The 13,460-nt window shown below is 50.5% G+C and carries 10 protein-coding genes; 7 read left to right on the forward strand and 3 right to left on the reverse strand.

Features of this window, described 5'->3' with window-relative positions; all coding sequences use genetic code 11:
* Positions 1–45: 45 nt before the first annotated feature.
* From asnB to AC6I7T_RS17405, 4 genes are all read left to right on the forward strand, one after another.
* Positions 46–1,992 (forward strand): asparagine synthase (glutamine-hydrolyzing), encoded by a 1,947-nt coding sequence (gene asnB, locus AC6I7T_RS17390; RefSeq protein ID WP_497788643.1) that lies wholly within the window; start codon positions 46–48, stop codon positions 1,990–1,992.
* Positions 1,908–3,725, forward strand: coding sequence for an ArnT family glycosyltransferase (locus AC6I7T_RS17395; RefSeq protein WP_497788645.1), 1,818 nt, complete (start codon positions 1,908–1,910; stop codon positions 3,723–3,725). The genes asnB and AC6I7T_RS17395 overlap by 85 nt, the downstream gene beginning before the upstream one ends.
* Positions 3,726–3,955: 230 nt before the next feature.
* Entirely contained in the window at positions 3,956–5,290 is a 1,335-nt protein-coding gene (locus AC6I7T_RS17400) for an amidohydrolase/deacetylase family metallohydrolase (protein WP_497788646.1), read from the forward strand.
* A 69-nt stretch (positions 5,291–5,359) separates the two neighbouring features.
* On the forward strand, positions 5,360–6,295 hold the full coding sequence (locus tag AC6I7T_RS17405; RefSeq protein WP_497788648.1) for a DMT family transporter: 936 nt from the start codon (positions 5,360–5,362) through the stop codon (positions 6,293–6,295).
* A 52-nt stretch (positions 6,296–6,347) separates the two neighbouring features.
* Here AC6I7T_RS17405 and hemQ read toward each other — a convergent pair whose 3' ends face one another.
* From hemQ to AC6I7T_RS17420, 3 genes are all read right to left on the reverse strand, one after another.
* Positions 6,348–7,184 carry a hydrogen peroxide-dependent heme synthase gene (gene hemQ / locus AC6I7T_RS17410; protein ID WP_497788650.1) on the reverse strand — a complete coding sequence of 279 codons (837 nt, stop codon included), beginning with the start codon at positions 7,182–7,184 and terminating at the stop codon, positions 6,348–6,350.
* Between the two features lie 168 nt (positions 7,185–7,352).
* The gene (locus AC6I7T_RS17415; RefSeq protein WP_497788652.1) at positions 7,353–8,747 is read right to left on the reverse strand and encodes an esterase-like activity of phytase family protein; all 1,395 of its coding nucleotides are present in this window, start codon (positions 8,745–8,747) and stop codon (positions 7,353–7,355) included.
* Between the two features lie 119 nt (positions 8,748–8,866).
* The gene (locus AC6I7T_RS17420) at positions 8,867–9,928 is read right to left on the reverse strand and encodes a purine nucleoside permease (RefSeq protein ID WP_497788653.1); all 1,062 of its coding nucleotides are present in this window, start codon (positions 9,926–9,928) and stop codon (positions 8,867–8,869) included.
* A 172-nt stretch (positions 9,929–10,100) separates the two neighbouring features.
* Here AC6I7T_RS17420 and AC6I7T_RS17425 point away from each other — a divergent pair, with 172 nt between their 5' ends.
* The 3 genes from AC6I7T_RS17425 (at position 10,101) to AC6I7T_RS17435 (ending at position 12,556) form a co-directional block, all read left to right on the forward strand.
* Positions 10,101–10,430, forward strand: a complete 330-nt coding sequence (locus AC6I7T_RS17425; protein ID WP_497788655.1) for a hypothetical protein — start codon at positions 10,101–10,103, stop codon at positions 10,428–10,430.
* Positions 10,431–10,547: 117 nt separating this feature from the next.
* Positions 10,548–11,720, forward strand: coding sequence for an aldo/keto reductase (locus AC6I7T_RS17430; protein ID WP_497788656.1), 1,173 nt, complete (start codon positions 10,548–10,550; stop codon positions 11,718–11,720).
* Entirely contained in the window at positions 11,717–12,556 is an 840-nt protein-coding gene (locus AC6I7T_RS17435; protein WP_497788658.1) for a DUF6599 family protein, read from the forward strand. The genes AC6I7T_RS17430 and AC6I7T_RS17435 overlap by 4 nt, the downstream gene beginning before the upstream one ends.
* Positions 12,557–13,460 lie beyond the last annotated feature (904 nt).

The following is a 13,460-nucleotide window of genomic DNA, read 5'->3' on the forward strand; positions in this document are numbered from 1 at the left end:
ATTTTCGGAATCCGGTCGAGGTCAAATTTATGTTTGGCGGTGTGCATGTGCGGAATCCTTGGTTACACCCACCTTTCAAAACAGCTTCCTCCCGATGTTTTGAAAAAATCGCTAACCTCTCTCATGCACCGAGGCCCTGATCAACAGGGCTGTTTTACTTCTGAGCATGTTTCCTTAGGGGCAACGCGGCTACGAATTCATGACTTGGCCGAAGGGGACCAGCCGCTCTACAGCGAAGACCGGAACGTTGTCGTTGTTTTCAATGGGGAGATCTTCAACCATCGTGAACTTCGGGCTCAGCTGGAAGCTAAAGGGTATAGATTCCGGACACATTGCGATACTGAAGTTGCTCTGAATGCATACCTTTGCTGGGGAAACAACTGCTTTGCCCGGTTTCACGGCATGTTCGGGATTGCCATCTGGAATCAAAGGGAACGGAAACTGCTTCTAGCTCGTGACCGGGTCGGAATCAAGCCTCTCTACTATTACCTCAACGAGGGAGATGTCTATTTCGGCTCGGAGCTGAAGTGCATTCTGGCTCATCCTGGAGTGAGTCGCAAAATCGATCTAGCTGGCCTGAATTGCTTCCTTTCGTTGAATTATGTCCCCGGTCCCTTCACTCTGGTTGAAGGCGTCACTAAGCTAATGCCCGGGCACCTGCTCGAATGGCAGCAAGGGCGGGTTGCGATTCGTTCCTATGTGCCTTTCGCAGAAAGAAAAGCGGCACCCAAGACAATTGAAGAGGCTGGCGAAGAGCTGGACAGTTTGATGAAGCAGGCCGTCCGCGAACAGCTGGATTGCGATGTTCCGGTCGGAGTCTGGCTGAGTGGCGGTTTGGATTCTTCTTCCGTTCTTCATTACGCTTCTCAATTGCATCCCCAAAAGCTGCACACCTTTTCAGTCACATTTCAAGGACGCTCTTTCGATGAGAGTTCCTATATCCGTAAGGTGAGCGACCATTTCGGCACCAATCATACGGAATTCGACTTGCAGACGGATGCCGATCTCTCAAACGTCATCGAAACGATGTCGTACTACTCGGATGAACCGGGAGCAGATGCTGGAGCACTGCCGCTATGGTTCCTCTCGAAGATGACCAAACAGCAGGTGACGGTAGCCCTCTCAGGCGAAGGTTCGGACGAACTCTTCGGTGGATACCTCACATACAAAGCGAATCGTTACCGCCAGCTTGCCCAACGCGTTCCGCGGAGCATGCGGAAAATGGCGTTAGCTCTTGCTGCTTGCGCCCCGGTTTCCGATGACAAGATCAGCTTTGAATACAAACTGAAAAGATTCCTCAAAGGATCGTTACTCAGTCCGGAGCTAGCCCATATTTTCTGGAACGGCACCTTTTCTCAGGACGAGAAGAAGAAGCTATTTCAGTACGCCGATCAAGGACCGCTCGATTCTGTTTTGGAGAATATGCCCTCAGGCGAGGGGCTGCAGCGTTATCTTGATTTTGATCAGCATTACTATTTGCCCGATGACATCCTGTATAAAGTCGACAGGATCAGCATGGCGCATGCTGTTGAAGTTCGTCCGCCATTCCTGGATGATCGGATTGTCGAATTCGCCGCTCGCTTACCGGAGCACTTCAAACTAACCACGAAGGAATCTAAGATCGTACTAAGGCGATTAATGCGCAACAAACTGCCGGATGCAGTTTTGCAGCGTCCCAAGGTTGGTTTCGACATTCCGATCCATGACTGGTTCCGCAACGCACTAAAGCCCCTGCTGCTGGATACGCTCTCGGAAACTGCTGTACGCCGTAGCGGGCTCTTTTCTTGGCCGGTAGTTGATCAATTATTGCGGCAACACCTTAATCGAAAGGCAAACTGGGGATATCATCTCTGGGGCCTGATGACATTGTTTTTGTGGATGCAGAGATGGAAGATAGAGACCCCAGGATGGCAACCAGACACGTACCTTCACTCGTTCGACCTTTTCGAGCAGCCTGGATTGTTATCTTCGCAGCCGGCCTCGTATTTCTAGCAAACTGCATCAGCCCGCCCCATCTGATGGACGATGTGGATGCGGTGCAGGCACAGATAGCTCGAAACATGCTGGAGTCGGGCAATTGGGTTACAGCCCGGCTCGACGGCGTTGCATATTTAGAGAAGTCGCCACTCATCTATTGGATGATGGCGGCCTCCTATCGCGTTCTCGGTGTCCATGATTGGGCGGCACGCTTACCCCTGGCGCTCTCAGTTATCGTTCTCTGTTGGCTGACGTATCGTTTCGCGCGTTGGGCCTTCGATGAGGATGCAGGCCTCTATGCCGGACTCAGCCTTGGTACCTGTGTCGGACTCTACCTCTTCACGCGCATTTTGATTCCGGATGCAACGGTAACCTTGACGATTACAGCTGCGATCTGGGCCGCGATGCGCCTCTTGGAGCCGGAAGGGGAGAAGCAGCCCCGGCTCTGGGCGATTGTGCTTGGAGCATCGTTCGGACTTGGACTATTGCTGAAGGGGTTGATCGCTGTACTGTTTCCGGTCCTCGCTGTCGGCGTATTCATGCTGGTTACTCGCCAGGCCTTTTCCTGGTCCGCATGGAAGAAGCTCCATTTACCTACGGTGACTCTTGTCTGTCTGGTGATAGCTACACCCTGGCATGTTTGGGCCGCTATCCAAAACCCTCCCTATTTGGCCTTTTCAATGCACAGTGGGCCAGGTGAGTACCGTGGTTTCTTCTGGTTCTATTTCTTCAACGAGCATATTCTTCGTTTCTTGAATCTGCGTTATCCGCGCGATTACAACACCGTTCCACGTGCGCTCTTTTGGCTGCTCAATCTCGTCTGGCTATTTCCCTGGTCGGGATATCTGCTTGGTGCGGCTAAGCTGCAATATAGCCCCGCTACGCGCGAGGGAAGAGTTCGGCTGATGGCTGTCTGCTGGATCGCTGTCGTGATGTTGTTCTTTACCTTCTCTACAACGCAGGAGTACTACTCCATGCCGATCTATCCTGCGTTGGCGTTGCTGGTTGGGGCTTCGATTCGTGCAGGCGGACGACTCGTAAAGATCGCCACGTACGTGCTGTCGGCAATTGCATTTCTGCTCTTCGTCGCGTTATCGGGAATTCTGCTTGCTGTGTGGAAGGTGCCAGCGAAGGGTGATATCTCTACGGCGCTCACTCAGAATCCGGAGATGTACACACTTTCGCTTGGACACATGAGCGATCTGACCCTGAATGCCTTCGCATATCTGAAGCTGCCGTTGGCCTGCGCGGCTGTGGCATTTTTCCTTTGTACTGCCGTTACAATCCTCTTTCGACGCGATACACGGAAGATTGCGATTGGCATCGCGGTCAGCATGATTCTCTTTTTCCAGGCGGCCAGAATTGCTCTCGTTCGTTTCGACAATTATCTGGGCTCGTATCCTCTTGCTCAAAAGCTGATGTCCAGCCCTTCCGGTCAGCTGATCGAAGCGAATTCCTACTATTCCTTTTCCTCTGTTTTCTTTTATACGAACAGGAATGCTCTCCTGTTGAATGGCAGAAATAATAATCTGGAGTATGGCTCATACGCTCCGGATGCTCCAAAGGTGTTTATTGGAGATCAGCAGTTTCAGACCCTCTGGCAACGTCAAGATCGTTTTTATCTGCTGGTTTACGGCTCAGACCTGCCTCATCTTCAGCAACTTGTGGGAGCAGAAAGGCTGTACGTCATCGCCAAGAATAGTGACAACTTTCTCTTGAGCAATCACCCCCTGTCAGAAACAGACTAGAAATACGTTAAGTATCTTTGACAATGACAAATGTGAGTGATTCAAGGGGAGAAGTCGAATAGCTCTATCAATTTCAAGGTCTTGGACCTGCAGCTGAAAAATCTCGCAGAGAACCGTCTTACGTTTATAGGCAAATTGTCGTATACGGAGCATGGATAAAGGACTCGTGACAAAAAGCCTGTGTCGTAATCAACTAGTCTGCATCCTCGACAGGTGCCGACTCAGCCAAGATGATGACATTGGGAACATTTCAATCTAGACGACTGCTCTTTCTTTTGCTGGTTCTCTTCTTTTTGCCGGGAGATCTTAAAGGGCAATCCTTTGACCTCATCCTAAAGGGAGGTCATGTAATCGATGGAAAGAATGGGATAAGTACTGTTCTCGATATCGCTATCAAAGATGGCAAGATCGCCAAAGTTGCGCCGGATATTCCGGCGTCGGATGCCATCAAGACAGTTGATGTGAAGGGGCTTTATGTTACACCCGGCCTCGTCGATATCCATGTTCACGTTTATGCCGGGACTGGAGAGCGATCTTCCTATGCCGGGGATCTCAGTGTCTATCCTGACGGCTTCACCTTCCGGAATGGTGTTACGACCGTCGTTGATGCTGGCTGTTCCGGCTGGCGCAATTTTGAAGATTTCAAGGATCGGGTAATCGATCGATCGAGGACTCGTGTGCTCGCCATGCTGAATATCGTTGGCTCCGGAATGCGGGGGCCGAAATATGAGCAGAATCTTGCCGATATGCAGGCTGAGCCGACTGCGCAAATGGCGCTGAAATATCCGGGCCTGATTGTTGGTATCAAAAGCGCCCACTATGCCGGACCGGAATGGCGTCCTTACGAGCAGGCCGTTAAGGCCGGGACAATTGCGAAAATCCCTGTGATGATTGATTACGGAGCAAAGAGGTCAGAACGTCCTCTTTATGACCTTACGACAAGGGTCCTGCGTCCTGGAGATATCTATACACATATGTATTCAGGCCTACGTGGAGAGCAGGACAGTACGACTCTTGGTCCCAGCAAGGCGCTCGTCGAAGGACGGCAGCGGGGAATCATCTTCGATGTTGGGCACGGAAGCGGCAGTTTTTCTTGGGCGATAGCCGTTCCTTTGATGAAAGCTGGATTCATTCCCGATTCAATTTCAACTGATCTGCATGTGGGCAGTATGAACTCCAGCATGAAAGACATGCTGAATGTTATGGACAAGTTCCTCGCGATGGGAATGTCACTAGATGACGTAGTTGTGCGTTCTACCTGGAATTCCGCAAAGGAAGTTCATCATGAAGAGTTGGGCAATCTTTCGGTAGGTTCTCCCGCCGATGTTGCTGTCTTGCGGTTGGAAACAGGGGATTTCGGCTTCGTCGATATGTTCAACACGACGCTGAAGGGAAAGCAAAAGCTTATCTGTGAGCTGACCGTTCGAAACGGCAAGGTTGTTTATGATCTGAACGGAATTTCCCGCGATCCTTGGGGTGCGGCTTCAACCCAGAAGAGTACACATGCTGAACGGTGGGATAGTTACGCACGACCGGATACGGAGTCGCGGCATCGTCCTAACTAGATCCTTGCCGATATTTCATTTTCTGCGACCATCGGCGGGTGGGGCTCATCATACCTGGTACATTGAGTCATGCCCGCCCCTCCCGCTAATCTACGCGCCGTCTTGGCTGGAATATTAACGATAGTCGTCTGGGCTTCTGCTTATCCGGCCATTCGTGTCGGGCTGCGTTTATATTCTCCAGGCCAACTAGCCTCGGTGCGATTCCTCATAGCTTCGATTGCTTTCGGTCTCTATATAGCTTTACGGAGAGAGCGGTTACCTCGCGGGAAAGACCTTGTTCGCGTGACCATGGCAGGGTTTTTCGGTATTACCACCTATAATCTATTGCTCAATACAGGCGAACTAACCATTAGTGCCGGTGCCGCCAGTCTCATCATCAACTGCATGCCTGTATTTGCAGCGTTGCTGGCCGTCTTTTTTCTCCATGAGCAATTGCGGTTGATAGGGTGGCTGGGGATAGCTATCAGCTTTAGCGGTGTCGCAGTGATCTCCATATGTGATCCCAAGGGATTACATTTTGGATTTGGTGCGTTGCTTACTTTCATTGCGGCATTTTGTTCAGCATTCATGGGCTTTTTGCAGAAGCCTCTACTAGCAAAATACAGCTCTATTACTATTACTGCCTGCATTATGTGGAGCGGAGCATTGTTCCTGAGTCCGTTTCTGCCTGCCGCCCTGACGACGGCGTTTCATGGACCCATTGGGCCGACACTTGCGGTGGCCTTTCTCGGTATCTTCCCAGCGGCGATTGGGTACCTCAGCTGGGCATTCGTTCTGTCCCGATTTACCCTTTCGCAGACGGCCAGTATGCTTTACCTGATTCCGTTTACCGCGCTTCTGATTTCGTTTGTTTGGCTGGGGGAAATTCCTACCTCTGCAAGTATTGGAGGCGGCGTGATGTCAGTACTTGGTGTCATCCTTCTCACCCGGTATGGCCGGCGCTCTGTAACTACACAAGAGCTTTCGGAGAGAGAAGCATATGAGAGAGAAAGAGTGCAGACCTAGACAAGAAAAGGCTGGCGCTACCTATGTAGCGCCAGCCTTTCAGGAAATATTTCTAGAGTAGTTTTCCTTTTAGCCAGTCCGAAAGGTTTGCGACTGGTAAGCGAACTCCGATGAAAAACTGTCCGAAGAGCGCGTAAACAGCACTTACCTGGTCGAAGCGCATTTCATAGATCAACTTCTTAAAGATCAGAGGATCTTCCGCGAACAGATCGACACCCCATTCCCAATCGTCGAAGCCAATGGAACCGGTAATGATTTGCTTAACAAAATCGGCATAGCGGCGACCTATCATGCCGTGCTCATGCATCATGCGCTGGCGCTCAGCCATCGCTTCCGTGTACCAGTTCACCTGCTCGCCGCGTTTGCGATCCATTGGATAGAAGCAGAGATATTTCGTGCCAGGAATAGCAGGATAGAGGCGTGGAGCCATCGCCCCTGCTTGGCGGTCGAGAACCTCACGAATACCGGCATCCCACTCCGGCGTTGCAGGCTGCAAACCCTTTTCCGCTAAGGCGCTGTAGGTCTTCGCTGAAGATTCATACAATCCCAGCTCCACCACGGATACATAAGAATGCGATAGCTTCAGAAAGGAGTGAAGGCGAGTCTGTGCCAGTTCCAACTCAACACGATTGAGATCTTCAAAAGAGTCGCGGAAGTGGATGAATAGCAGATCTCCCTTATGGCCAATCTGTGAGAACAGCGCAGATTGATTCGGGTGTCCTTCTGCAGAACCCTTTTCCCATCGACTTAAGAGTTCCGTCGCTTCCGCTGCGATGCTTTGTTGTTCTTGAGCGGATTCGGCCCGCCATGCCTTCCAATCGAAGGTAAACATCTGGTGGAGAACGCTTGATCCTTCAACGGTCAAAGGGACACTGGGTAGTTCAGGCAAAATAATTCCTCCGGGGATACTTCACCTCTATTCTAATATCCGGGTCGGGACAGGCAGGTAAGACAGCAGCATCCCTGGAAGTTTGTGTCATATTTCCTTGTCAGAACTGGGCCTACACAGGATCTAGGAGAAGGGGCGACTAGGTATTCGTCCCTCCTCCGGAGATTGCTACCGCCCGGGAAAGTGGCTGTGTTTTTGCGGCACAAATTTCGAGCCACCGAGATCTGCGTCAGTGAATCCGAAGACGAAGTACTGATTGGGGTTTGTGTCGGGACCGCTGTAATCCTGCAGGAAATCGTTATCGTTTGCGATCCAGAGGGTATGGAGCTTCTGTCCGCTATTGTCTACATCGGGACCAAAGGTCAGGCCCTCGAGTTTCGCGGGAATCTGGTCGGCGGTGAGCCCGGCAGATGTCAAAGCCTTTACTACGTCCAAAAATAAGGTCTTGCCGATGGCACGGGAGGCAGCTTGTGTGCCGTTCATATCGGCCACATCTACAGCATTTTCCAGATCAATTTTGAAGATCTGTTTTACCTTAGCCTTGCTTCCATCTCCAAGTCCTTTGCCGTCCCGTTCATCTACCAGGAACTCATGATTGTTAAGAGCGGTAATCTCACTTACTCCGGATCCTGTGGTTAGCAGATATGCGTATTCATGCGTTGTACGTCCCGAGGCGATATCGATCGCCACAATACGCAAAAGTTTGCCGGCATCTCCTCCTTCGGCTGCATCTTGCAACAGTGCGGCCTGCATGATGCCGACCAAAGTTCTACCGTCAGGAGTAATCGCCAGTCCTTCCATGCCCTTATTGGGGGTCCTTCCGCTAACGTTGGTTGCTGTTTCAGCGTTTCCAGTAGGTCTTGGATTCTGGACGAAGAGGTGCTTGGGCAATCTGAAGGTCCGGATTCGCTCTCCCGTAAATCGCAGGAATTGATAGACGTATGGGCCGTATTCATCGGAGATGAAGACACTCCATCCGTCGTTGGAGACTCGGATTCCCTCCGGATCCAGGCGCGCGTCGAAAATGTCTCTGGAGCTGTGGTCGGGATCGTAATTGTCAGAACGTCCGGTAAAGTAATGCCGGAAATATGTGTTTAGTTTAGGTATGCCGGAATCAAGATTTACCGCTTCTCCATCGCCATAAACCAGGGGCGAGATAGAGTGCAATAACGTCGTTGCCTGCAGTGTCGGCGTTAGTGTGAAGGGCAATCCTGGACTTGGATTATGCTCCAGTCTCATGCTGATGGTGTGAAAGCGGGCGATGTAAGACACCGTATCGTCAACCAACGAGTTATAGCTGACAGCATTTGGCCCACGGTCTGGAAGCGCAAGAAACGTATTTCCGGAAACATAGGTGAGGCCAGAACCAAGGCCTCCAAGCAAATTGGCCGGAACACCGTTTTCGAGAGTGTAGTTCAATCCCGACAGGTCTTTATACGACCCCGCACGGGAAGCTGTAAGTGTACCGCGGGCTAATAATGTGATCTGGGAAATGGCCTGCAAGGGAGCAAGTGTAGCGCAGGCCAAAACCATAGGGAGTATGCGACGAAGAGTGCTTTTCATTGAAGGTGCTCTCCTGAAGACCTGGATTCTACGGGAACACTATTAACGGAAGAGTAAATATGTGTTCAATTTCGAGAATGGTCTTCGGGAGAGCGATTCGCTTGCTTCAGTGCAGATATTTAGTTGCCGGGAACGTGGTCAGCATACTTTGTCCAATTGCCGACAAGTTCATGTAGAACGACACTTCCAACGCGATATGCGGCTTCCTCAGCTGGGATGGCTCCGATATAGGGTGCTGTTACGGATTCCACGGCACTGTGCCCGAGGGCCTGCATGGAAAAATTGGAACCGGTACGCAAGACCATAACTCGGCGAAAATCCACCTTCTTCATACGGTCGAGGCGCTGCAAAGCTTCGGTGAATCCGGAATCTTCCATTTCCGTCATCACGAAATTCCCCTGGCCATTGGTCTCAAGTTTTACCCAGTCATTGGCGTATTGATTCATGATCTTGCCGTGCCAGTAAAAGTCTGAGGCGTAGGTATCGCCCTTCAGGACAAAGGGTGGTTTCTGGGCGTTTGGATATCCGGTGAATTGCGCGCGGAAAGCTTTCACCTCATCCGTTTCCACTAATTCGACATTTTGGGTTTTCTGGTAGGCCCAGTCGGTGAGACCCCCATTGAGTACATACGTATTACTTCTGGTCATGACGGCCTTCCTGGGCGCTTCATTCGGACGAGTCGCGCCGATCGCGAAGATGCCATATGGCCAATCTGAGGGTGCTTCTCGAGTATCGATCTCCCGGGCTACGTCATTCACGACATAAGAAGCCCAAGCCGCAGATCCAATGCTCGCATCTTCCGGATCCACTCCGGCAATTCCATTGATGAGCCAGTATGCTCGTGTCAGGTCAAAACGAGGATCGAGACCTAGCGCCATCAAGGAAGTGGAGGCATTCACCAGTGTTGTCCCGCTGACAATTCCAAGTACCGTATGGTCCTTATTGGTACGTATTGGATGGACGCCGCCTGGAAAATCCAGTACCTCGGTCAGGTGTTCCCGCTCTACCCAGAATTGGAATTCCCCTGGTTTGTCGCCTGTGTCTTCGCCAACCTCGAAGGTAGTCACAATGACGGCACGGATTTTCCATGGCTGTTGCTGTTTCTCCGCGGAAAGCCACTGTGTGGCGTATATTGCAAGCACTAGAGACAAAATCATACGGAATGTCCGAAGGTCAGGCATTAAGCTCCCCAATTTCAATCTTGATATTGGAACAATAGAGCATTTTTGATCCGAGCGCCTGAGATCTTGTGAACGTCCCATTTATGGAAATCATTTCAATTGGATTAATGCCTCGTTAGCGAAACTTCATAGTGGAGGTGCACTATAGGACACTACGAGATTTGGAGCAAAAATGAAAAGCCAGTCACTTATGAATTTTCTTCTGTTGGTAATCGCGATAGCTCTGTTGGCGATAGCAGTTCGACCGTATATTGTGCCGGCTCCTGCGCATGCGGAGATCACACAGCCTTATCCTTATTACATTGAGCCGGGGACCTTCAATCTCAGGTTTAAAGATGGTTCTGTCCTCGGTCGCGTAGTTGTCGATATGCGTACCGGAAAGATATGGGGTTTTCCGACAAATACGACTGATTCCTATCCGATCGACAATATGGAGTTCAAACCTTTGACGTCACATCCATTTCTCCTTGGGCGTTATGCGTTTGAGGAGATGGCGAAGTAAAGTACTCCCGCTGGACCAGCAGGCGAGAAAGCAAGTAGGTGGCACATAGCGGTCCAATATTGTTGACGAAACACGAGAAAGGGATATTATGGCGTGTTCATCGACAAAGGTGCCTTTATGAAATCGAAAACTTCTCGCCGTGACTTTTTGTCTGCTGGGCTGGTTCTGCCGGTTGTGGGCGCAAGCTCTCACATGGGGTTTTGGGAATCTCCGGAAAAGACGGATACAAAACTTGCCGGTTCTACAGTCAAGCTCGATTATCGGGTGCTTGGCCGGACGGGCCTAAAGGTCACAACGGTTGGATTCGGATGCATGATCACATCCGATCCCAGCGTGATTCAACGTGCCGCCGATATCGGTATCAACTATTTCGATACAGCCCGTGTCTATCAACATGGCAATAATGAGCGCATGGTAGGTGCGGCACTTGCTGGCAAACGGAAGCAGGTTATTCTTTCCACGAAGTCTGTCGCCAAAGATAAAGAGTCCTTGCAGAAGGACCTTGAGACCAGTCTGCGCGAACTCAATACGGATTACATTGACGTCTGGTATTTGCATGCCAAGAACACTCCGGCCGAGGTGACTGACGAGCTGATTGAAGTGCAGCAGCTTGCAAAAAAGCAAGGCAAGATCCGCTTTGCCGGAGTCAGCACGCATGGTGGTCAGAAAGAACTATTACCGTGGATAGCACAGAAGGGCGCATTTGATGTCGTTCTGACTGCTTATAACTTCACCATGGATGCCGGCATGGACAAGGCTGTTGAGGCAGCGTCTAAAGCCGGATTGGGCATTGTGGCAATGAAAGTGATGGCAGGCGGCTACCGCAGCTTAAAGCCGGACGATCCCACTTACCAAAAACTGAAAAGAGATGGTGCAATGCTGTCGGCTTTGAAGTGGGTTATCAATAAGCCTAACGTTGCAACTACGATTCCAAGCATGACGGACATGGAGCAACTGGATGAGAACCTAAAGGCAATGGCAACTCCCTTCTCGCCGACAGACGAGAAGCTTTTGTCTGCTCATCTGGAGCACATCCAGCCGTTCTATTGTCGTATGTGCGGAAAATGTGAAGGTACCTGTGCAAAGGGGTTGCCGGTAGCCGATGTGTTACGTTATCTCACTTACGCTGATGGCTATCGTCAGTTTGCTCTGGGGCGCGAGAGCTTTATGGATTTGCCCGCCGAGCATATGGCGGTTCGTTGTGGCGACTGTAAAGAGTGCACAGTGAAATGTCCTTTCGGAGTTCAAGTTTCAAGCCGCGTTGCGCGGGCTCAGGAATTGTTTGCATGAGGATTGCTCGTCTGTTGTTAGTTCTTTTGGCTTCAACTGGATTTGTCCACGCACAGGATTACCTTAACTGCCATCTTGTTGCCGGCTGGGAACAAACGGGGGCAAAACACGAATACGTCGCCGATAATCTCTACGACTACAAAGATGGTGGTTCGGAAGGTTACTTGATCTACGGTTTCGTTCGTATGCAAGGGATTAATTGCAAATCGGGCGAAAACACATTGGTTCTCGATATTTCTGAGATGAGCGATGCGGATGCAGCCTATGGTCTCTTTGCCGCGAATCGTGATCCCAGTCTCGCCATCTCCAAAATTGGAATGGGGGGACAAGTTCAAAAACAAAGCGCCAGCTTCGCCAAGGGAAAGTACTATGTCGAACTTGTCATGCTAGCTGGTAATCAGGATGGCGACTTCACCTCGACACTAGAGGCCTTTGCCAACAAAATTCAAGAGCACATAGCCGGCCGCGATGCAGCTCCGGAGGCCTTGAGCTGGTTTGTCAAAGAAAACCTTCAATCAGCACAAATGGTTCCTGAGAGCGTACTGGGACTGCGCATCCTGAAAAGGGGGTATATCGCAAAATACAAGCAGGGCCAGGCCTTTATCGTATTGGAAGAATCTCCCCAATCTGCCGCAGAGGTTCTGAAGAAGCTACATGACCGGTTTACAGGCGCTTCTGCAGCTCAGATTGGTGATGAAGGATTCCAAGCAAAAGCACAGTATCTCGATGGGATTTGTGTCTTCCGCAAGGGTCGTTATATTGCGGGCTATACAAACTCCCCGGATCCTCAACAAGCTGCCTCCCAAGCCTCTAGACTGGCTACCCGTATACCGTAAAAGAGAAAGCGTATCCGGCTTCGGTGCAGATCAGAAGCCGGATATGTTCGCGTCGTGTTTCACCGAAAACTGCAACTGCCCGCTTGCACTCCCACACCTACTTATCTCAATGTCTCCGCTTAGTGATAACGTTTTCAAGAAACTTGAATAGCTGATGTCACTGCTTCCTCTTCCAAAATAGGATGGAAGACCCCTCCAGATTTGGACCTCAGGCTGTTTACCATTTATTAGCTCTGAGCCAGGCTTTGTATTAACAACTTGCTATATACGCTTGTGGTCAATTGGGGTCGATGATGCGCGACCCCCTGTGGGCAGGTCTGGCCACAAATTCCGAATGGCGCAAACTGCAGAAAGCAGGCAAATAGTTTCTAGATTCAACAATATATCGATTCGAGAACGCCATAACCAAAGCTCCATTCTTCTAGAAATGGTCGGCCAAATCGGACGAATGTGGTAAATAGTCGGAAGATCGAACATAATGCTCCACGCGCGGCTTCCTTGCGCATTAAAGGACTGAAAATGTGGGCAAATCCCAGTAGACTAACGTTTGTCTTATGAAAAAGTGCTTGACAGTCGCACCTCGATTCCTGTGTCATAGGCATCGCGAAAAAGGAATGTTTTGTACGTACTGGATACTTCCGGTTTATAGCAGGTCCAGGGATCGGGAAAGGGTAAGGACGATACGTCAGGATGGCCTGACGAAAAGAGAAAGAGTTAAAACCATCCGCATTGCTGCTTGTGTAGTCCAGTTCTGAAGCATCTTCATTCAGAATCTGCAGCAGCAGACAGAGCTTTCAGTCGGAATCGCTAAAGATCTCGATGAGTAATCGAGTCGGGAGATCTCTGCCTTTTCGCAGGATGAGCGCGATGGTAAGAGAACGCCTGAAGGTTCGTTGCAATCTTC

The sequence above is a fragment of the Humiphilus diazotrophicus genome, from assembly GCF_059726315.1.

Bases quoted from the DNA above. Each gene is read 5' to 3' on its own strand.
- AC6I7T_RS17430 (WP_497788656.1), top strand. From the start codon at position 10,548: ATGAAATCGAAAACTTCTCGCCGTGACTTTTTGTCTGCTGGGCTGGTT.
- AC6I7T_RS17420 (WP_497788653.1), bottom strand. From the start codon at position 9,928: ATGCCTGACCTTCGGACATTCCGTATGATTTTGTCTCTAGTGCTTGCA.
- AC6I7T_RS17395 (WP_497788645.1), top strand. From the start codon at position 1,908: ATGGCAACCAGACACGTACCTTCACTCGTTCGACCTTTTCGAGCAGCC.
- asnB (WP_497788643.1), top strand. From the start codon at position 46: ATGTGCGGAATCCTTGGTTACACCCACCTTTCAAAACAGCTTCCTCCC.
- AC6I7T_RS17435 (WP_497788658.1), top strand. From the start codon at position 11,717: ATGAGGATTGCTCGTCTGTTGTTAGTTCTTTTGGCTTCAACTGGATTT.
- AC6I7T_RS17415 (WP_497788652.1), bottom strand. From the start codon at position 8,747: ATGAAAAGCACTCTTCGTCGCATACTCCCTATGGTTTTGGCCTGCGCT.
- AC6I7T_RS17425 (WP_497788655.1), top strand. From the start codon at position 10,101: ATGAAAAGCCAGTCACTTATGAATTTTCTTCTGTTGGTAATCGCGATA.
- AC6I7T_RS17405 (WP_497788648.1), top strand. From the start codon at position 5,360: ATGCCCGCCCCTCCCGCTAATCTACGCGCCGTCTTGGCTGGAATATTA.
- AC6I7T_RS17400 (WP_497788646.1), top strand. From the start codon at position 3,956: ATGATGACATTGGGAACATTTCAATCTAGACGACTGCTCTTTCTTTTG.